21 protein-coding genes and 1 riboswitch are annotated in these 17374 nt (G+C 65.1%); of the genes, 12 read left to right on the top strand and 9 right to left on the bottom strand.

All coding sequences use genetic code 11. From position 1 onward, the window contains the following. Nucleotides 1-147: 147 nt before the first annotated feature. Together ybgC and ydfG are read right to left on the bottom strand one after the other, a co-directional pair. Nucleotides 148-642: a tol-pal system-associated acyl-CoA thioesterase gene (ybgC, locus tag AB3X98_RS08260; protein WP_069262809.1), complete on the bottom strand. Its 495-nt coding sequence runs from the start codon at nucleotides 640-642 to the stop codon at nucleotides 148-150. Nucleotides 643-710: 68 nt separating this feature from the next. Then, the gene (ydfG, locus tag AB3X98_RS08255; protein WP_368604070.1) at nucleotides 711-1457 is read right to left on the bottom strand and encodes a bifunctional NADP-dependent 3-hydroxy acid dehydrogenase/3-hydroxypropionate dehydrogenase YdfG; all 747 of its coding nucleotides are present in this window, start codon (nucleotides 1455-1457) and stop codon (nucleotides 711-713) included. A gap of 197 nt (nucleotides 1458-1654) precedes the next feature. Continuing rightward, nucleotides 1655-1792: riboswitch (ZMP/ZTP riboswitch) on the top strand. A gap of 160 nt (nucleotides 1793-1952) precedes the next feature. Here ydfG and glyA point away from each other — a divergent pair. The 7 genes from glyA (at nucleotide 1953) to AB3X98_RS08220 (ending at nucleotide 6593) form a co-directional block, all read left to right on the top strand. Further along, a complete protein-coding gene (gene glyA, locus AB3X98_RS08250; protein ID WP_069262807.1) occupies nucleotides 1953-3200 on the top strand; it encodes a serine hydroxymethyltransferase in 1248 nt (415 codons plus the stop codon). A gap of 15 nt (nucleotides 3201-3215) precedes the next feature. After that, nucleotides 3216-3695: a transcriptional regulator NrdR gene (nrdR, locus tag AB3X98_RS08245; protein ID WP_069262806.1), complete on the top strand. Its 480-nt coding sequence runs from the start codon at nucleotides 3216-3218 to the stop codon at nucleotides 3693-3695. 157 nt (nucleotides 3696-3852) lie between these two features. After that, a complete protein-coding gene (locus AB3X98_RS08240; protein WP_368610230.1) occupies nucleotides 3853-4389 on the top strand; it encodes a GspH/FimT family pseudopilin in 537 nt (178 codons plus the stop codon). Then, nucleotides 4386-4814 (top strand): hypothetical protein, encoded by a 429-nt coding sequence (locus AB3X98_RS08235; RefSeq protein ID WP_368604068.1) that lies wholly within the window; start codon nucleotides 4386-4388, stop codon nucleotides 4812-4814. The genes AB3X98_RS08240 and AB3X98_RS08235 overlap by 4 nt, the downstream gene beginning before the upstream one ends. Nucleotides 4815-4816: 2 nt before the next feature. Continuing rightward, entirely contained in the window at nucleotides 4817-5608 is a 792-nt protein-coding gene (locus tag AB3X98_RS08230) for a PilW family protein (protein WP_368604080.1), read from the top strand. Then, a complete protein-coding gene (locus AB3X98_RS08225) occupies nucleotides 5605-6141 on the top strand; it encodes a hypothetical protein (RefSeq protein ID WP_368604067.1) in 537 nt (178 codons plus the stop codon). Before AB3X98_RS08230 ends, AB3X98_RS08225 begins: the two co-directional genes overlap by 4 nt. A 20-nt stretch (nucleotides 6142-6161) precedes the next feature. Further along, a complete protein-coding gene (locus AB3X98_RS08220) occupies nucleotides 6162-6593 on the top strand; it encodes a type IV pilin protein (protein WP_368604066.1) in 432 nt (143 codons plus the stop codon). Between the two features lie 32 nt (nucleotides 6594-6625). Here the strand turns inward: AB3X98_RS08220 and AB3X98_RS08215 are convergent, their stop codons facing one another. From AB3X98_RS08215 to AB3X98_RS08205, 3 genes are all read right to left on the bottom strand, one after another. Continuing rightward, on the bottom strand, nucleotides 6626-7093 hold the full coding sequence (locus AB3X98_RS08215; protein WP_368604065.1) for a DUF3318 domain-containing protein: 468 nt from the start codon (nucleotides 7091-7093) through the stop codon (nucleotides 6626-6628). Nucleotides 7094-7108: 15 nt separating this feature from the next. Next, nucleotides 7109-7495, bottom strand: a complete 387-nt coding sequence (locus tag AB3X98_RS08210; RefSeq protein ID WP_069262800.1) for a phage holin family protein — start codon at nucleotides 7493-7495, stop codon at nucleotides 7109-7111. A 205-nt stretch (nucleotides 7496-7700) separates the two neighbouring features. Continuing rightward, a complete protein-coding gene (locus tag AB3X98_RS08205; protein ID WP_007584918.1) occupies nucleotides 7701-8003 on the bottom strand; it encodes a YqjD family protein in 303 nt (100 codons plus the stop codon). A gap of 358 nt (nucleotides 8004-8361) precedes the next feature. On the opposite strand from AB3X98_RS08205, the gene AB3X98_RS08200 reads away from it, so the two are divergent. Beyond that, a complete protein-coding gene (locus tag AB3X98_RS08200; RefSeq protein ID WP_069262799.1) occupies nucleotides 8362-9000 on the top strand; it encodes a peroxiredoxin in 639 nt (212 codons plus the stop codon). Nucleotides 9001-9105: 105 nt separating this feature from the next. Here the strand turns inward: AB3X98_RS08200 and AB3X98_RS08195 are convergent, their stop codons facing one another. Then, entirely contained in the window at nucleotides 9106-10296 is a 1191-nt protein-coding gene (locus AB3X98_RS08195) for an acyl-CoA dehydrogenase (protein ID WP_368604064.1), read from the bottom strand. A 127-nt stretch (nucleotides 10297-10423) separates the two neighbouring features. Between AB3X98_RS08195 and AB3X98_RS08190 the strand changes: the two genes are divergently transcribed. Continuing rightward, nucleotides 10424-11224 (top strand): IclR family transcriptional regulator, encoded by an 801-nt coding sequence (locus tag AB3X98_RS08190; protein ID WP_368604063.1) that lies wholly within the window; start codon nucleotides 10424-10426, stop codon nucleotides 11222-11224. 79 nt (nucleotides 11225-11303) lie between these two features. Here the strand turns inward: AB3X98_RS08190 and argF are convergent, their stop codons facing one another. Then, nucleotides 11304-12233 (bottom strand): ornithine carbamoyltransferase, encoded by a 930-nt coding sequence (argF, locus tag AB3X98_RS08185; protein WP_069262796.1) that lies wholly within the window; start codon nucleotides 12231-12233, stop codon nucleotides 11304-11306. Nucleotides 12234-12858: 625 nt separating this feature from the next. Between argF and AB3X98_RS08180 the strand changes: the two genes are divergently transcribed. Then, nucleotides 12859-13206 (top strand): DUF3579 domain-containing protein, encoded by a 348-nt coding sequence (locus AB3X98_RS08180; RefSeq protein WP_069262795.1) that lies wholly within the window; start codon nucleotides 12859-12861, stop codon nucleotides 13204-13206. A 140-nt stretch (nucleotides 13207-13346) separates the two neighbouring features. Here the strand turns inward: AB3X98_RS08180 and rpsT are convergent, their stop codons facing one another. After that, nucleotides 13347-13619 (bottom strand): 30S ribosomal protein S20, encoded by a 273-nt coding sequence (gene rpsT, locus AB3X98_RS08175; RefSeq protein WP_069262794.1) that lies wholly within the window; start codon nucleotides 13617-13619, stop codon nucleotides 13347-13349. Nucleotides 13620-14055: 436 nt separating this feature from the next. On the opposite strand from rpsT, the gene murJ reads away from it, so the two are divergent. Both murJ and AB3X98_RS08165 read left to right on the top strand, forming a co-directional pair. Next, on the top strand, nucleotides 14056-15606 hold the full coding sequence (gene murJ, locus AB3X98_RS08170; protein ID WP_069262793.1) for a murein biosynthesis integral membrane protein MurJ: 1551 nt from the start codon (nucleotides 14056-14058) through the stop codon (nucleotides 15604-15606). Nucleotides 15607-15611: 5 nt separating this feature from the next. Next, nucleotides 15612-16451 (top strand): SirB1 family protein, encoded by an 840-nt coding sequence (locus AB3X98_RS08165; RefSeq protein WP_035513442.1) that lies wholly within the window; start codon nucleotides 15612-15614, stop codon nucleotides 16449-16451. Nucleotides 16452-16529: 78 nt separating this feature from the next. Here AB3X98_RS08165 and AB3X98_RS08160 read toward each other — a convergent pair whose 3' ends face one another. Further along, on the bottom strand, nucleotides 16530-17288 hold the full coding sequence (locus AB3X98_RS08160) for a 3-hydroxyacyl-CoA dehydrogenase (RefSeq protein ID WP_368604062.1): 759 nt from the start codon (nucleotides 17286-17288) through the stop codon (nucleotides 16530-16532). Between the last annotated feature and the right edge of the window lie 86 nt (nucleotides 17289-17374).

Below are 17374 nucleotides of genomic sequence, written 5' to 3'. Positions count from 1 at the left end.
CGTTGTGACGTCCCGAAAGGGGCGAGCGGCTGCAAGACAACGCAAGGCTTCCCGTAGGCGGTTGGGAAGTTCTCGTGCCGTCGCGGCCGAACCCTGCTTGGTCCTGCATTGACCGGCGCGAGTTCACTGGCGTCGTATCAACGGTAATTACTGCACTGCCGTTGACACGGCGTACAGGTCTTTCTGGGGTCCACGTTGCAAGGCTTCATGAACGGGGGCCGGAATGGGGGCGGGCCGCATGGCCGTGCTGTCGACGCAGGCAACGCGAATGGTGCCCGTGGCGAGCAGCGTGTTTTCGCGCCACGCTTCCTGCATGAAGTCGACCGAGGCGCGGCCCAGCTTCTCGACGCGGCTGACGGTGGTGACGACGTCGTCGAGGCGCGCGGGCGAACGGTAGTCGAGCGCGGTGCTGCGCACGACGAAGAGCACGCCCGTTTCCTCGGCGAGCCGACGCTGATCGACGCCGCACGCGCGCAGCCATTCGGTGCGTGCGCGTTCGAAGAACTTCAGGTAATTCGCGTAAAACACGATGCCACCGGCGTCGGTGTCCTCGTAGTAGACGCGCACCGGCCACGTAAAGCCGCGCCCGGCCGGTGACGACGCCGCGTCCGGCTTGCTGGTGGAATTTTCCATGCCGCGCATTCTACCGGAACGCGAGGCCCCCACGTCTTTCGTACGACTGACGTAAGTATTAAATTTGTAAGGTATTTTTAGCCGCGGTGGATACTGGTACCGGCGAATGTCTGGGCAACGGGCATCAGTTCGATCGTGTTGATGTTGACGTGCGCGGGGCGCGTGGCGATCCAGTAGATCGAATCGGCGATGTCCTCGGCCGTGAGCGGCTGCACGTCCTTGTAGACGCTGGCTGCCCGGGTGTCGTCGCCGCGAAAGCGCACGTTCGAGAACTCGGTGCCGCCGCACAGGCCCGGCTCGATGTCGGTCACGCGCAGTGCCGTGCCCGCGAGGTCAGCGCGCAGGTTCAGGCTGAACTGACGCACGAACGCCTTGGTCGCGCCATAGACGTTGCCCCCCGCATACGGCCAGCGGCCCGCCACCGAACCGATATTGAAAATGTGGCCGCGGTTGCGCTCGACCATGCCGGGCAAGAACGCGTGAGTGACCTGCACGAGACCGGTGCAGTTGGTGTCGATCATGGTTTCCCACTCGTCGAGGTCGGCCTTCTGTGCCGGCTCCACGCCCAGCGCGAGGCCGGCGTTGTTGACCAGCACGTCGACGCCGGCGAACCCGGGCGGCAGCGCGCCGGGCGCGGCTTCGACCGCCGCGCGGTCGCGCACGTCGAGCTCGATGGGCAGGAGGGCGTCGCCGAGTTCGGCGGCGAGGGCGTCGAGGCGGTCCTTGCGGCGAGCCGTGGCGACGACGCGATGTCCGCCCTTCACGAAGGCGCGAGCGATGGCGGCGCCGAATCCTGCGGACGCGCCGGTGACGAAAACGATCATGGTGGCTCTCTGGTCGGTAGAAGGCGGGAAAAGGGGAGAGCCTACTTGCAATGCCGCATTGCGGCAAGAAAGGGACAGTACGCGCGCGGATCGCATGGCCGGCGCCGCCGCACGGCGCGTCGCAGCCCGCGGGACGCCCGAGCGCACTGGGGGCGGGCGGTTGCCTATTCTCTGCCGTTCCAATAAACTAACGCGCTCAATCCCTGCGTGACTGGCGATAGGGTTCCGAAATGGCGGCATTGGCGGTAGCCATGCGCTCGTTATTGGGGACTCAAGGTGGAACGACCCACCGTGAAGCGCAGGGTGCCGTTTTGCCGTTCGCCTGGGCAGCCTGATTTCGCGCGCTTTCGTTTGCGCTGCGGGGGCTGTCCTGCCTCGCGTGTGCGGCACCTCCTTCCGCCACGTCAAGGCTGGCCTCTTCGCCAGCAGCGCCGCGTACCCGCTACGCGTTCCGCGCGAGACCCGGTCAACCTGAACACACTTAACGGAATCCGTATGTTTGACAGAGCCGAAAGCACCATCGCCAACGTCGATCCCGAACTCTTCAAGGCGATCGAACTCGAGAACCGCCGCCAGGAAGAGCACATCGAGCTCATCGCGTCGGAAAACTACACCTCGCCCGCGGTCATGGCCGCGCAGGGTTCGCAGCTCACCAACAAGTACGCCGAAGGCTACCCCGGTAAGCGCTATTACGGCGGCTGCGAAAACGTGGATATCGTCGAGCAGCTCGCGATCGACCGCGTGAAGCAGCTGTTCGGCGCCGAAGCCGCGAACGTTCAGCCGAACTCGGGCTCGCAGGCCAACCAGGGCGTGTTCTTCGCCGTGCTCAAGCCGGGCGACACCATCATGGGCATGAGCCTCGCCGAAGGTGGTCACCTCACGCACGGCATGGCGCTGAACATGAGCGGCAAGTGGTTCAACGTCGTGAGCTACGGCCTCGACGCCAAGGAAGACATCGACTACGACGCGCTCGAAAAGCGCGCGCACGAAACCAGGCCGAAGCTGATCATCGCCGGTGCGTCGGCTTTCGCACTGCGTATCGACTTCGAGCGCATCGCCAAGGTTGCCAAGGCGGTTGGCGCGTACTTCATGGTCGACATGGCGCACTACGCCGGTCTGATCGCCGCGGGCGTCTACCCGAACCCGGTGCCGCACGCCGACTTCGTCACCACGACCACGCACAAGAGCCTGCGCGGCCCGCGCGGCGGTGTGATCCTGATGAAGGCGGAGTTCGAGAAGCAGATCAACTCGGCCATCTTCCCGGGCATTCAGGGCGGTCCGCTCATGCACGTCATTGCCGGCAAGGCCGTGGCGTTCAAGGAAGCGCTCTCGCCGGAGTTCAAGACCTACCAGCAGCAAGTGGTCGACAACGCCCGCGTGTTGGCGGAGACGCTGGTCAAGCGCGGTCTGCGCATCGTTTCCGGCCGCACGGAAAGCCACGTGATGCTGGTGGACCTGCGCGCGAAGAACATCACCGGCAAGGCGGCGGAAGCCGTGCTGGGCACCGCTCACATCACGGTCAACAAGAACGCGATCCCGAACGACCCGGAAAAGCCGTTCGTGACGAGCGGTATCCGTCTCGGTTCGCCGGCCATGACGACGCGCGGCTTTGGCGTGAAGGAAGCCGAGCAGGTCGGCAACCTGATCGCCGACGTGCTCGACAATCCGGAAGACGCCGCCACGATCGAGCGCGTGAAGGCGCAGGTCGCCGAGCTGACGAAGCGTTTCCCGGTTTACCGCTAAGCCACGCGATAACCCATGCGCTGCCCCTTCTGCCGGCACGAAGACACGCAGGTCGTCGACTCGCGCGTGTCCGAAGACGGCGCCGCGATCCGGCGCCGCCGCCGCTGCCCGGCCTGCGACAAGCGTTTCACGACGTACGAGCGGGTCGAGCTGGCGATGCCTTCGATCGTCAAGAAGGATGGCAGCCGCACGGAATTCGACCGCCGCAAGATCGTGGCGAGCATGCAACTGGCGCTGCGCAAGCGCCCGGTTGCAGCCGATGCGATCGACGCGGCGGTTGCCCGTATCGAGGACCAATTGCTCGGCAGCGGCGAGCGCGAAGTGCGCAGCGAGCGCCTTGGCGAACTTGTCATGGGCGAATTGCGCGAACTCGACAAGGTGGCGTTCGTACGGTTTGCTTCGGTGTACCGACGCTTCGAGGACGTCTCCGAATTCGAAGACGTGATCGAGGAATTTCGCCGCGCGGGCGCCAACAACCCCGCGAAAAAGCGCTGAGCGCATTCCCATTTTTCTTCCCTCCTGCCAGGCCGCTGTCGTAACGCTTGCATTCTCGCGAGCCGACGTTGCGCGCACCAGCTAGCCGTTCGGCTAATTGTTTCGTTTCGTTTTCGTCCGTAGATTGATGGCAATCCGCTCGAACTAAGGATTGCTCATGAAGTCCGGAGGATTCACGCTCATTGAGACGATGGTCGTCATCGTCCTGCTAGCGATCTGCGCAACGGTTTCCACGCCTGTTTTCACCGCGTGGCGCGTGCGCGATCAGGTCGACGCGCGCGCCAACGCCATGCTCGGCACGCTCGCCTATGCACGCAACGAGGCCATACGGCGCAAGGCGCGCGTCACCGTTTGCCGCGTCGACGCCGCGCGCCATTGCCTCGAGGCGGCCAAAGCGTGTCTGTCCGGAATTGCCGACTGGTCCTGTGGCTGGGCCGTCATGATCGAGCGCGCCGGAGCGTCTATCCCGTTGCGCATCCAGCCGGCGCTCGATGCGATCTCCGTGGCGTCGGGCCTCACCGCCATCACGTTTTCGCCGCCGGCGGGGCAGACCATCGGCAGCTTGCGCAACTTCGAGATTGCCCCGCGGGTCCCGTCGGCGGCACAACGCGGTGCGGGCTGGCGTCGCTGCATACGCATCGCACAGGGGGGGCGGGCACGCATCAGCGACGGCGCATGCACGGGGGCGTCATGAGCCGGGTGAGCGAGCGCGGCGAGCGCGGGTCGACGCTGCTGGAGGTCGCCATTGCGCTCGGCATCATGGCGATGTGCGGGCTCGGCCTGATGAGCACCCAGCTCGGGCTGGCCCGGCACGCGCAACTGGCAGCGGCGCGCGAGCGCGCGGCCTTTGCCGCTGACGCCGTGGCCGAAGCGGCGCGCGTGGCGCGGGCAACGCCCGCCACGACCGATCGATGGCAGGCGCTGGCGGCGAGCGTCGTGCCCGAAGGGCGGCTGACCATGTCGAGCGCGGGCGGCGACGCATCGATCGCGTCCGTGAGTTGGGCGGCGACACCGCACGGCGCAGCGTCGGGATCGACGCCGGTTTCGCGGGTTGCGCGGTGTCTCGATGCCACGGCTTCCTCCGGGCGCGCCTGCGTCGCCCTGGCGTTTCTGCGATGAACATGCGCTGCGCCCACGGGGTCCAGGAGGCTGGCCACACGCTGCTCGAACTGACGATCGCCGTGGCGCTGGGCCTGGTGGTGACGCTTGGCGCGCTCTCGGCTTATCGCACGCAGCGTCTGGCTTACGCACAGGCGAACGACGCCGCGCGCATCCACGACGCCGGCATGAATGCGCTGATGCTGATCGGCGAGCAGATCCAGATGGCCGGCTTCGTTGCCGCGGACGCACGTTCGCCGCCTGGCGGCCGAGCGATTTTCGGCTGCACGGCGGGGCGCCCGGTCGGCACCGATGTGGCGCTTGCCTGCGAGCTGCTGCCGAGTCGCTCCGATGGGTTGGCCGTGCGCTATCAAGGTGACAGCGTATCGACCTGGCCCGTCGCAAACGGCCAGGTTACCGACTGCCTTGGGCAGGCGGTTGGCGTGGCAGGCGTGGAAATCGTGAACCGCTATCACGCCAAGGTGAGCGGGTCGACCGGCGAGAGCGAGCTCTACTGCGAGGGCTCCGGCAAGGTCGGCACGGCGCAGCCGCTCGTCGAGGGCGTTGAGCGTTTGCGCCTGCGCTACTGGACGGCGGGCGCGGCGCAAGCGGTCGAGGCTTCGGCGCTGGCGCGCGATCAGTGGGCGTCGGTCGTCGCGGTCGATCTGTGCGTGCTGGTGCGCGGAGCGGCCTTTGCGCGGCGCACGCGCTACGTCGATTGCGATGGCGTGCAGGCGCTCGGCGCGGATGGGCGAGCGCGACAAGCGTTCTGGCGGCACATCGTGCTGCGTAACGTTTTGCCGGCAGCGTCATGAAAATGAGCCTGCGCGGGAAGCGTCGCACACTGGCCACGGCTCGCGGCGTGGCGCTCCCAGTCGTGCTGCTTGTCGTCGCGATGATGCTCGCGACCTCGGCGGCGTGGTTCGAGGCCGCGCTGCTGGCGCGGCGCAACGCGGATGCCGTCGCCGATCATCTGCAGGCCTTCCATGCCGCCGACGCCGCGCTCGTGTTGTGCTCGCGTGCGCTGACGAATGGCTTGCTGGCCCCACCAGCGGCGGCCACGCAGTCAGGCGAGCCGCAAGCCTGGCGGCGGCAGGACAGCTTCGAGCGGCAGACGGTTGCGCCCCTTGCTGCGTGGCCGGGGTCTGTGCGCACGCCGCAATGCCTCGTCGAGGCCTGGCGCATCGATAGCCGTCCGCTGGTTCGCGCGTATCTCGTCACGGCGCGAGGGTTCGGCGCATCGGAAGACACCCAAAGCTGGCTGCAGGACCAGTTGGTCATCGAAGCCGAGGGCGACGCGACACGCGTCGAGCATCACTGGCGCTACGTCGTCGCGAGGCCCTTTTGACGAGGCAAACGGGAGGTAAGGTGAAGAGCAACCGGTACAACGCGTTCACACTGCTCGAACTGGTCATCGCGCTGGCGGTGGCCGCCATCGTCGCCGCCTTCGCGATGCCGGGGTGGAGCGCGCAGATCGCGCGGGGACATCGCATCGACGCCGTGGCCGCGCTCTATCGCGCAGCGCAACTCGTCGATACGCAGAGCGCGTCGATGGCACTTTTGCCCACTGGGTTCGACCAGGCTCCGCCGACGGGAACGCCCGTCTACCGCCTGCGTCTCATGCCCGCCGACGATTCCAACGGCGGCTACGCCCTCGTAGCCGATCCGGTGGAAGCCGGGCCGATGCGTGGCGATGCGTGCGGCGCCTTCGTACTCGACGCAATCGGCGCGCGCAGCAATCGTGCTGCAGGCAGCGGCGTTGTCCCGGCGGCTACGCAGATGTGCTGGAGGGACCGGTGAACGGCCTGGAGGGCTGCCGCGGGCGGCGGCGATCAGCCGGTGAGGTCGTCTTCGTCGGACCTGTCGCGGGCAGGCCGGTTCGCAGAGGTGCCGCGCTGGCGCCGCACCTGCTGCCAAACGCGATACGCTTCCCACGCCGTAAAAGCGAGGCCGCCCCACTTGATGACGGGGCGCACAGCCGAGACGATGCTCGTACGCAGCGGCTTTGCCACGATGAGCGAGATGAGCGAACTGACCAGCGGATATTCCTTGAGCAGGCTGCCGAGGCCGGAAGCCACGCCGCCGCCTGAGCGACTGAATCCGGGCACGACGAACCGCAGCCAGCTGAAGTTCGTAACCGTCGCGCGGATGTCGACGAGCGCTTCGGCCATTTCGGCACGCTCGACGCTCGCTCGCACGAGCAGCAATTCCTTGCGCAGGGCGCGCAGCTGCGGCGTCGACAGATCGTGTGCGCGGCCGCGGCGGGGGCGAAAAGCAGTGTCCGGTCGAGGTTGATTCATGGCGTCGGCTCGCGGCTAGGGGTTGCGCAGGGCGTCTCGGTCTTTCTCGAATTCCTCGAGCGTCGCCTGGAAGACGAGTGGCGCGGTGTGCAGCCCGCGGCGCGCCTTCAGGCCGCAGAAAATGGCCGCGATCGCGTAGACGACTGTGAGACCGGCGAGCGCCTCCCAGCGGTACGTGTCCCAGAAGGCGATGGCAACGAGCGCCGTGAGCGCGATCAGGGCAAGCATCGCGAACATCATCCCCGCGAGGCCAAGAAAGAGCACGCCGATGAGGCGGTCCTTCTCCTCGGCGAGTTCGATGCCGATCAGTTCTAGCCGCGTCTGTAGCATCGCGGACGCGGAGCCGAGCAGTCGGCGCAACGGCCCGTGTTCGTGTCGCTGCGAGTGGGTGTCTGTCGTCATGGCGATGGCAGGTGGCGCAAGCGGATGCCCGAGCAATGCGCAAGAAAAAACGCAACAAAAGACAGCGGGCTGAATTGCCCGGCGAGACCAAGCGGTGCGGTGGGCCGCGCCAACGAAAAGCCGTCAGGCAAGCGCTGCCAGCGCCTGGTCGAGCGCGCCGCGCGAGGGGCCCGGAGCCCACTCGCGTAGCGCGGCGAGCGCTGCTTTATTTGCGGTTGATCAGCAATCCGACCAGCACGCCCACGCCGGCGGCGATCCCGATCGACGCCCACGGATGCTCGTGGACATAGTCGTCGGTGGCGCGGGCCGCTTTCTTGCCTTTCTCGACCACGACCACCTGGACGTCGGCGGCCTTCTCTTTTGCCTGCTTCAGACGCGAGAGTGCCGTTTCGCGCAATTCCGAAGCGCGCTCACCCGTAGCGCTCGCAGCCTGCTTGAGCAGGTCCTCTGCGTCCGCGAGGACGGTTTTGATATCGGACATCAGCCTCTCCTTGTTGACTTCTGACATTGACTGGCTCCCATCGTGTCACATCACGCGTGAATCGTAACAAAGATACGGGCGCTGGCAAGCATGACGCGCCGCCACGACCTGCGAGTTCGCACGATCCGTTCCCGCGAGCGTGTATGGACGGGGCTCTGGATCCCGCTCACAAATAATCGCGAGGTGAGTCATTGATTTGATCCGGCACCTAAAGTTTCCTCCAATCGGCTCAAAATTACAAAAACTCATACCGGTGTGAGCCGATGTTCGTTCGCGGGGCGCAACCTGGGCATGTATGCTTGAGTGTTGTAAACGTCTACTGGATCAACGGGCAGCGCGCGCCGGTTCGATCAAACCCGTTCACTTCGTTCAGAGGAACCGCACCATGAGTCTACGTCTTGGCGATATCGCACCCGACTTCGAGCAGGATTCGAGCATTGGCCGCATCAAGTTTCACGAGTGGCTCGGCAATAGCTGGGGCGTGCTGTTTTCACACCCGGCCGACTTCACGCCGGTCTGCACGACCGAGCTTGGCCTGACCGCCAGGCTCAAGGACGAATTCGAGAAGCGCAACGTGAAGACGATTGCGCTTTCGGTGGATAGCGCCCAGTCGCACAACGAGTGGATCAAGGACATCAACGAGACGCAAGCCGCTAACGTCGGCTTCCCGATTCTCGCGGACGGCGACCGCAAGGTGTCCACGCTATACGACATGATCCATCCGAACGCGAATGAGACGCTCACTGTGCGCTCGCTCTTCGTGATCGACCCGAACAAGAAGGTGCGCCTCATCATCACCTATCCGGCGAGCACGGGCCGCAACTTCGACGAGGTGCTGCGCGTGATCGACTCGCTGCAGCTCACCGACAACTATCAGGTCGCGACGCCCGGCAACTGGAAGCAGGGCGACGACGTCGTGATCGTGCCGTCGCTGAAGGACGAGGAAGTCCTCAAGCAGAAGTTCCCGAAGGGCTACAAGGCCCTGCGTCCGTATCTGCGCATGACACCGCAGCCCAACAAGTAAGCCGTTCGGCCAGCGTCCGCGTCACGGGCGCCGAAACAGAAACGCCGCACGAAACGAATCGTGCGGCGTTTTTTCATGCGCCGGCGAAGCCGGGCAGGGCGGCGATCAGAAGAACGCCTGAATGCCCGTTTGTGCGCGGCCGAGGATCAGCGCGTGGATGTCGTGCGTGCCTTCGTACGTGTTCACCACTTCGAGATTCACGAGGTGGCGCGCCACGCCGAACTCGTCGGAAATGCCGTTGCCGCCCAGCATGTCGCGGGCGAGACGCGCGATGTCGAGCGACTTGCCGCACGAGTTGCGCTTCATGATCGACGTGATCTCGACGGCCGCCGTGCCTTCGTCCTTCATGCGGCCAAGACGCAGGCAGCCCTGCAGCCCGAGCGTGATTTCCGTTTGCATGTCGGCGAGCTTCTTCTGGATCAGCTGGTTCGCGGCAAGCGGGCGGCCGAACTGCTTGCGGTCGAGCACGTACTGGCGCGCGGTGTGCCAGCACGATTCCGCGGCGCCGAGCGCGCCCCAGGCAATGCCGTAGCGCGCCGAGTTCAGGCAGGTGAACGGACCGCGCAAGCCCTTCACGCCCGGCATGAGGTTTTCTTCCGGCACGAACACTTCGTCGAGCACGATTTCGCCGGTGATCGAAGCGCGCAGACCCACCTTGCCATGGATAGCCGGCGCCGACAGACCCTTCCAGCCCTTCTCCAGAATGAAGCCGCGGATGTCGTCCTTGCCGTCTTCTTCGAGCTTCGCCCAGACGACGAAAACATCGGCGATCGGCGAGTTCGTGATCCACATCTTCGCGCCCGAGAGCGCGTAGCCGCCGTTCACCTTCTTCGCACGCGTGACCATGCTGCCCGGGTCCGAGCCGTGGTTCGGCTCCGTGAGGCCGAAGCAGCCGATCCATTCGCCGCTCGCGAGCTTGGGCAGGTACTTCTGCTTTTGCGCTTCCGAGCCGAATTCGAAGATCGGCACCATCACGAGCGACGACTGCACCGACATCATCGAGCGATAACCGGAGTCGACGCGCTCCACTTCGCGCGCGATCAGGCCATAAGCTACGTAATTGAGGCCGGGGCCCCCGTATTGCTCGGGAATCGTCGGGCCGAGCAGGCCGACTTCGCCCATCTCGCGGAAGATCGAGGCGTCCGTCTTCTCGTGGCGGAACGCTTCCAGCACGCGCGGCGCGAGCTTGTCCTGGGCGTACGCGGCGGCGGCGTCGCGCACCATGCGCTCCTCTTCGGTGAGCTGCTGGTCGAGCAGAAGCGGGTCTTCCCAATGGAACTGGGCGTGTGCGGCCATGGTGTCTCTCCTTTCCTCAAATCCTTGAAATGGGCAGATTTGCGCTTGACGTGAGTTCCGCTATGCGGAACAATGTTTTGCAAATTGACTTTAGTGTAGCACCAGGGCGACCATGTCTGCATCCGGAATGACTACGACTTCCTCTTTTTCTGCTTCGCTGGCCGAGGGGCCGGTCGACGAGCGCAAGTTCGTCGTGGCGCTCGCCCGCGGGCTCGACCTGCTGCGCGCATTCCGTCCCGGCGAGACGCTGCTCGGCAACCGCGATTTCGTGGAGCGCACGGGCCTGCCCAAGGCGACCGTGAACCGGCTCGCATACACGCTCACCGTGCTCGGTTATCTGCGCTTTGACGAATCGCTAGGCAAATATGCGCTCGACGCCGGGGTGCTGTCGCTCGGCTTTGCGCTGCTTTCCGGCACGGACACGCTCGAACTCGCCCGCCCGCATATGCGCGCATTCGCGCGCGAGGTGGGCGCCGCGGTGTCGCTGGGGTGCCGTGACGGCCTCGACGTGATCTATCTGGAGACGATCCGCAGCGAGACGGCGCTCACGCTCGGCCTCGCGTCGGGCTCGCGGCTCTCGATGCTGACGAGTTCGATGGGCCGCGCGTATCTGGCCGTGCAGCCCATCGATGTGCGGATGGCGTTGTTCGCGGAACTGGAGAAGGCAGCGGGCGCCGAAGGGCCGGCGTTGGTTGCGGCCGCGAAACACGAGATCGAGGTGTTCGGCAAGGAGGGGTGCTGCTATTCGTTTCGCGACTGGCACGAAGACGTCAACGCGGTGGCGGTGCCGTTTCGCGAGCCGCGCGAGCGTCGCTGGCTCGTGCTCAGCTGCAGCGGGCCGGCTTCGTCGATGGGCCCCGAGGTGTTTCGCGAGCGCGTGGCGCCGCTTCTGAAGTCGCTGGCGCGCCGTCTTGGTGAAACGGTCTGATGAACGAGGCGCGCGCCGCAGCGCGCACAAAAAAAGCCGACTTTCAGGTCGGCTTTCTTCTTGGTGATGTGCGCGAGGCTCAGTGGTTCAGGCGGCCGAGCAGCAGGAACTCCATGAGCGCCTTCTGCACGTGCAGGCGGTTTTCCGCCTCGTCCCAGACTACGCTCTGCGGGCCGTCGATCACCTCGGCGCTCACTTCCTCGCCGCGGTGCGCGGGCAGGCAGTGCATGAAAAGCGCATCGGCGTTGGCGCGGGCCATCATCGGCGCGTCCACGCACCAGTCGGCGAAGGCCTGCTTGCGCGCTTCGTTTTCGGCCTCGAAGCCCATGCTGGTCCAGACGTCGGTCGTGACGAGGTCGGCGCCGTCGCAGGCGTCGTGCGGGTCGTCGAACACTTCGTAGAACGGTTTGCTTTCCGGCGCGACCAGCGCCGGATCGAGCGGATAACCCGGCGGCGTGGAGATGCGCAGCTTGAAGCCGAGGATCTGCGCAGCTTCGATCCACGTGTAGAGCATGTTGTTGGCGTCGCCGACCCACGCCACGGTCTTGCCGCGGATCGGACCGCGGTGCTCGTAGTACGTGAAGATGTCGGCCAGCACCTGGCAGGGGTGGTACTCGTTCGTGAGACCGTTGATGACCGGCACGCGCGAGCTTTCGGCGAAGCGCTGCAGGATGTCCTGGCCGAATGTGCGGATCATGATGATGTCGACCATGCGCGAGATGACCTGCGCCGAATCTTCGATCGGCTCGCCGCGGCCGAGCTGCGTGTCGCGCGTGTTCATGAACACCGCGTGGCCGCCCAGCTGGAAGATACCCGCTTCGAACGAAAGGCGCGTGCGCGTGGAGCTCTTCTCGAAGATCATCGCCAGCGTGCGGTCGTGCAGCGGGTGATAGGTCTCGTAGTTCTTGAACTTGCGCTTCAGGATGCGCGCACGCTCCAGCACATATTCATATTCGTCAAGGGAGAAATCCTTGAACTGCAGGTAATGGCGTATGGTCCGGGAGGTCATGAAACAAAAACGGCGCCCGATCCGGCCTCGAACTACAGGATTGGGCCGGCGACGCCGCTGCGGTTGGTGGTAAGTCAAAGCAGCATAAAGGATTTTACGCATTTTGACGAGTTGCCCAAAATATAGGCAGGGCGCCCCGGCGTACGGTGGGTGGCACTTTTGCGACGGCTTTCGTGCCTGTTTTGCGGGCATCGCGAGAGCCCGGATCCAGCCTTTCAAGTGCCTTGTGTGCACTGCGTCAAAACGGTCAGTGCGCTATAATCCCAGAGATTTCTTAGGCACGACAAACGGGCCCTGAACGTGTGTGACGGCAAGGTGGCAACACCTCGCGGCCGCGCCAGGCAAGCCCGCTGGAGCGGCCTGTGCGCCGACTGGCAGTGCGCCGCGAAATCGTCCTGTCGATCCCGTTGCGAGACCTGCTTGCGACACGCGTCGGCGGCGATTATCGAGACTTTACGCCAGGCGGGATGCGCGGCAGCCGTTTCCTATCCATCGGACTGTCCATGCGTGTGGCGGCGGGCGACCCCCGCGGCCGGCGTTCCGCGGTACCCGCGCGGGCGCAGCGCTCGTGCCGCCGTTACACGCTGCAAACGCACCCAGCAGCTACACACACAGGTACTCCTGCATGGCCGACGAAGCTCCAACCGAATACTTCATTCAAGGCATCACCAGCGCGGGGAAGAAGTTTCGTCCGAGTGACTGGTCGGAGCGCCTCGCCGGGGTGATGTCGAGCTTTGGTCCGAAAGCGTCGGCCAATGCTCGCGGCCCGAATGCGTATCTGCGCTACTCGCTCTATGTGCGCCCGACGATGATCGGCGACCTCAAGGTCGTCGTGCTGGACTCGCGCCTGAAGGACATCGAGCCCATGGCCTTCAATTTCGTGATGAACTTCGCGAAGGACAACGACCTCGTCGTGACCGAGGCGTGCGAACTGCCTCACGACCACGCCACGCAGCAAGCCAACGTGCGCTGACGGCGCGGCGCAGGCAACGGACGGACCCGCCTCGGCGGGTTTTTTTGCGCCCGACAGAAACAAAAAAACCCGCCGAGGCGGGTTTTTTGTGGTGCAGCTCAAAGAGGGGATGCCAGCCGTGGCCGGCAATCCGGACCTCTTTACTGCGCGGCTTGCATTGCCTTGACGGCAGCAGCCAGGCGGCTCTTATGGCGAGCGGCCTTGTTCTTGTGAACGATCTTCTTGTCGGCGATGATGTCGAGCGTCTTGCCCGATGCCTTCAGAACTTCAGCAGCCTTAGCCTGGTCGCCGGCGTCGATTGCCTTGCGAACAGCCTTGATGGCGGTGCGGAACTTCGAGCGCAGTGCCGAGTTGTGCGAGTTTGCTTTCGCGGCCTGACGGGCGCGCTTGCGTGCTTGTGCGGAGTTTGCCATTGCGATTCCTTGTGATTGCGGAGCGTGGTGCGACCGACGCTCTTTGCCTGGATTTGAACGACCGGCAGCGATGCCTGAAACGTTCAAAACGGTATTTGCCAGCTGAGTTTCGCTCAACCAGCCGCGCCTTTTGTGCCAGAGCGGGTTGCTGACGCCGGGTTGCTGACGCTTTCCTGCTCTCTTTCCAAGACGCGTTTCGAGCCCTCTGGGAGAACTCGAATCGATGATTATAGCAACAGAATCATGATGGTGGCAATCACAGTGCGATAGCGAAGACAAGCGCCGCCGGACGTGAACGCCTTTCACGCGACACGGTCACAATCAGCGCGCCTGGTCTTTGCCTCCCGCTCGCCTGCGGCGTCGTGCGGGGTTTTGCGCCGACCTTTGCGCTGCGCATCCGCGATGGAGCGGACGACGCCCGTATAATGACCGCCCCATGAATCTATTCCGAGCCCTGCTGACAGTCAGCGGCTTCACGCTGCTGTCGCGCGTGACCGGTCTGGCCCGAGAAACGCTGATTGCGCGCGCCTTCGGTGCGAGCCAGTACACCGACGCTTTCTACGTCGCGTTTCGTATTCCCAACCTGCTGCGCCGCATCTCGGCGGAGGGCGCCTTTTCGCAGGCGTTCGTGCCGATTCTCGCGGAGTTCAAGAACCAGAAGGGCCACGACGCCACACGCGCGCTCGTCGACGCCACCTCGACCGTGCTTGCGTGGGTGCTCGCCGTCCTCTCGTTGCTCGGCATTTTCGGCGCATCGTTCGTCGTGATCGTGGTCGCGTCGGGCTTGAAGAGCGACGGGCAAGCGTTCCCGCTTGCCGTCACGATGACGCGCATCATGTTCCCCTATATCGTGTTCATCTCGCTGACGTCGCTCGCGTCGGGCGTGCTCAACACGTACAAGCAGTTCTCGCTGCCCGCGTTCGCGCCGGTGCTGCTCAATGTCTCGTTCATCACGGCGGCAGTGGCCTTCGCGCCGCACATGAAGCAGCCCGTCTACGCGCTCGCGTGGGCCGTGATCGTCGGCGGCGTGCTGCAGTTCATTGTGCAGTTGCCGGGCTTGAAGCGCATCGACATGATGCCGCGCATCGGCCTGAACCCGCTCAAGGCGCTCGCGCACAAAGGCGTGAAGCGGGTGCTCGCGAAGATGGTGCCCGCCATGTTCGCCGTCTCGGTCGCGCAGATCAGCCTCATCATCAACACCAATATCGCCTCGCGGCTCGGACCGGGCGCGGTGTCGTGGATCAACTACGCCGACCGCCTGATGGAGTTCCCGACGGCGCTGCTCGGCGTGGCGCTCGGCACCATCCTGCTGCCGAGCCTCTCGAAAGCGCACGTCGATGCCGATCCGCACGAGTACTCGGCGTTGCTCGACTGGGGCCTGCGCGTGACGTTCCTGCTTGCCGCGCCTTCGGCCGTTGCGCTCTTTTTCTTCGCCGAGCCGCTCACGGCCACGCTGTTTCACTACGGCAAGTTCGACGCCACGTCCGTCATCATGACGGGCCGCGCACTCGCGGCGTACGGGGTGGGGCTCGTCGGCCTCATCCTCATCAAGATCCTCGCGCCCGGCTTCTACGCGCGTCAGGACATCAAGACGCCGGTCAAGATCGGTGTGGGCGTGCTCATCGCCACGCAGATCAGCAACTACCTCTTCGTGCCGATCTTCTCGCACGCGGGCTTGACGCTCTCGGTCGGCCTCGGCGCCTGCATGAACGCGCTGCTGCTGTTCATCGGGCTGCGCCGCCGCGGCATCTATATGCCGTCCTCCGGCTGGGCGACGTTCTTCGTGCAGTTGCTCGGGGCATGTCTCGTGCTGGCCGGGGCGATGCACTGGTGCGCCATCAGCTACGACTGGATCGCACTGCGTCATGCGCCGCTCGAGCGCATCGCGTTGCTCGGTGCGTGCCTCGTCCTGTTCGCGGCGCTATATTTCGGTATGCTTTGGCTGATGGGCTTCAAATACGCGTACTTCAAGAGGCGGGCGAAGTGACGACGATGACTACGCGGGTTCTGGATTATTTCAGCGCGCTCGTTGCCGACGACGAGAGCCTGCCGCTCACCGAGGCGGCGCTCGCGATCGCGCAGGACGCTTATCCCGATCTCGATCTGCAAGGCACGCTTGCCGAGATCGACGAACTCGCGCTGCGTGTGCGCCGCCGCATGCCCGAAGGGGCGGACGTGCGCCAGCAGGTTGCCGTGCTCAACCGCTGCTTCTTTCGCGAGATGGGTTTCGCGGCCAACCTCAACGACTTTCTCGACCCTGAAAACAGCCATCTGAACGCCGTGCTCAAACGCCGGCGCGGCATCCCCATTTCGCTCGCGGTGCTGTATCTGGAAATGGCGACCCAGCTCGGCCTGCCGGTGAAGGGCGTGTCGTTTCCGGGACATTTTCTGCTGCGCGTGGCGTTGCCCGAAGGCGACGAGATGCTCGATCCCACCACGGGCCGCACGCTCACCGAATCCGACATGGTGGAGATGCTCGAGCCGTTCGTGGCCAACGCCGGCGATTCCGTGGCGCGCGCGCTGCGCATGCTGCTCGAGCCGGCCACCCGTCGCGAGATCGTCGCGCGCATGCTGCGCAACCTGAAGTCGGTCTATCTGCAGACCGAGCGCTGGCAGCGCCTGCTGGCCATCCAGCAGCGGCTCGTCATCCTGCTGCCGGAGAACATCGAGGAAGTGCGCGACCGCGGCTTCGCTTATGCTCGGCTCGACTATCTGCGCCCGGCGCTCGAAGACCTCGAACACTATCTCGACGAGCGCCCCGACGCGGAAGACGCGACCGTCGTCGAGTCGCAGCTGCACGAGTTGCGCCAGCGCACGCTCGATAACGACTGAAACCCGCGGCCTGGCCGCAGAAAAAAAGCCCGCGACAAAAATCGCGGGCTTTTTTTCGCGCGGGGAGAGCGCGCGCCGTTACTTCGGCTGCATGCGGATCGCGCCGTCCAGACGGATCACCTCGCCGTTGAGCATCGGATTCTCGACGATCTGCTTGACGAGCATCGCGTACTCATCCGGCTTGCCGAGGCGCGGCGGGAACGGGACCATCGCGCCGAGCGCATCCTGCACCTCCTTGGGCATCCCGAGCAGCATCGGCGTTTCGAAGATGCCGGGCGCGATCGTCATCACGCGGATGCCGCTGCGCGAAAGGTCGCGCGCGATCGGCAGCGTCATTGCGACGACGCCGCCCTTCGACGCGGCGTAGGCCGCCTGGCCGATCTGGCCGTCGTAAGCGGCCACTGAAGCCGTGTTGACGATCACGCCGCGCTCGCCGCACTCGCTGGGCGCGGTCTGGGCGATGGCGGCTGCACCGAGGCGGATCATGTTGAAGGTGCCGATCAGATTGACCGAAATGGTCTTCGAGAACGTGTCGAGCGGATGCGGGCCGTCCTTGCCCACGGTCTTCACGGCGGGCGCGATGCCCGCGCAGTTCACGAGGCCGCGCAGCGTGCCGCGCGCAGTTGCCGCGGCCACGGCGCGCGCGCCGTCGTCCTCGCTCGCGACGTTGCACTTCACGAACGTGCCGTCCAGTTCCTTCGCGAGCGCGTTGCCGGCGTCCTCGTTGAGGTCGGCGATGACGACCTTGCCGCCTTCGGCCGCGATCAGACGCGCGCTGGCCGCGCCGAGCCCCGACGCGCCGCCGGTGATGAGAAATACGTTGCCGCGGATTTGCATCTTTCGTCTCCTGTCGTTATGGCCGTGCTGTCCCACGCAGAGAGGCAATGCGCGCGAGACTCACCAAAAAACAAAACGGGCCGGCT

It is taken from the genome of Paraburkholderia sp. BR14312 (assembly GCF_040948675.1).
Classification (GTDB): Bacteria; Pseudomonadota; Gammaproteobacteria; order Burkholderiales; family Burkholderiaceae; genus Paraburkholderia; species Paraburkholderia nodosa_A.
Note: the sequence above shows the minus strand (reverse complement) of the source record. Positions and strands in the feature narration are given on the sequence as shown.

Excerpts from the sequence above, each read along its gene's own strand:
- ybgC (WP_069262809.1), bottom strand. The coding sequence starts at position 642 with ATGCGCGGCATGGAAAATTCCACCAGCAAGCCGGACGCGGCGTCGTCA.
- ydfG (WP_368604070.1), bottom strand. The coding sequence starts at position 1,457 with ATGATCGTTTTCGTCACCGGCGCGTCCGCAGGATTCGGCGCCGCCATC.
- glyA (WP_069262807.1), top strand. The coding sequence starts at position 1,953 with ATGTTTGACAGAGCCGAAAGCACCATCGCCAACGTCGATCCCGAACTC.
- nrdR (WP_069262806.1), top strand. The coding sequence starts at position 3,216 with ATGCGCTGCCCCTTCTGCCGGCACGAAGACACGCAGGTCGTCGACTCG.
- AB3X98_RS08240 (WP_368610230.1), top strand. The coding sequence starts at position 3,853 with ATGAAGTCCGGAGGATTCACGCTCATTGAGACGATGGTCGTCATCGTC.
- AB3X98_RS08235 (WP_368604068.1), top strand. The coding sequence starts at position 4,386 with ATGAGCCGGGTGAGCGAGCGCGGCGAGCGCGGGTCGACGCTGCTGGAG.
- AB3X98_RS08230 (WP_368604080.1), top strand. The coding sequence starts at position 4,817 with ATGCGCTGCGCCCACGGGGTCCAGGAGGCTGGCCACACGCTGCTCGAA.
- AB3X98_RS08225 (WP_368604067.1), top strand. The coding sequence starts at position 5,605 with ATGAAAATGAGCCTGCGCGGGAAGCGTCGCACACTGGCCACGGCTCGC.
- AB3X98_RS08215 (WP_368604065.1), bottom strand. The coding sequence starts at position 7,093 with ATGAATCAACCTCGACCGGACACTGCTTTTCGCCCCCGCCGCGGCCGC.
- AB3X98_RS08210 (WP_069262800.1), bottom strand. The coding sequence starts at position 7,495 with ATGACGACAGACACCCACTCGCAGCGACACGAACACGGGCCGTTGCGC.
- AB3X98_RS08205 (WP_007584918.1), bottom strand. The coding sequence starts at position 8,003 with ATGTCAGAAGTCAACAAGGAGAGGCTGATGTCCGATATCAAAACCGTC.
- AB3X98_RS08200 (WP_069262799.1), top strand. The coding sequence starts at position 8,362 with ATGAGTCTACGTCTTGGCGATATCGCACCCGACTTCGAGCAGGATTCG.
- AB3X98_RS08195 (WP_368604064.1), bottom strand. The coding sequence starts at position 10,296 with ATGGCCGCACACGCCCAGTTCCATTGGGAAGACCCGCTTCTGCTCGAC.
- AB3X98_RS08190 (WP_368604063.1), top strand. The coding sequence starts at position 10,424 with ATGACTACGACTTCCTCTTTTTCTGCTTCGCTGGCCGAGGGGCCGGTC.
- argF (WP_069262796.1), bottom strand. The coding sequence starts at position 12,233 with ATGACCTCCCGGACCATACGCCATTACCTGCAGTTCAAGGATTTCTCC.
- AB3X98_RS08180 (WP_069262795.1), top strand. The coding sequence starts at position 12,859 with ATGGCCGACGAAGCTCCAACCGAATACTTCATTCAAGGCATCACCAGC.
- rpsT (WP_069262794.1), bottom strand. The coding sequence starts at position 13,619 with ATGGCAAACTCCGCACAAGCACGCAAGCGCGCCCGTCAGGCCGCGAAA.
- murJ (WP_069262793.1), top strand. The coding sequence starts at position 14,056 with ATGAATCTATTCCGAGCCCTGCTGACAGTCAGCGGCTTCACGCTGCTG.
- AB3X98_RS08165 (WP_035513442.1), top strand. The coding sequence starts at position 15,612 with ATGACTACGCGGGTTCTGGATTATTTCAGCGCGCTCGTTGCCGACGAC.
- AB3X98_RS08160 (WP_368604062.1), bottom strand. The coding sequence starts at position 17,288 with ATGCAAATCCGCGGCAACGTATTTCTCATCACCGGCGGCGCGTCGGGG.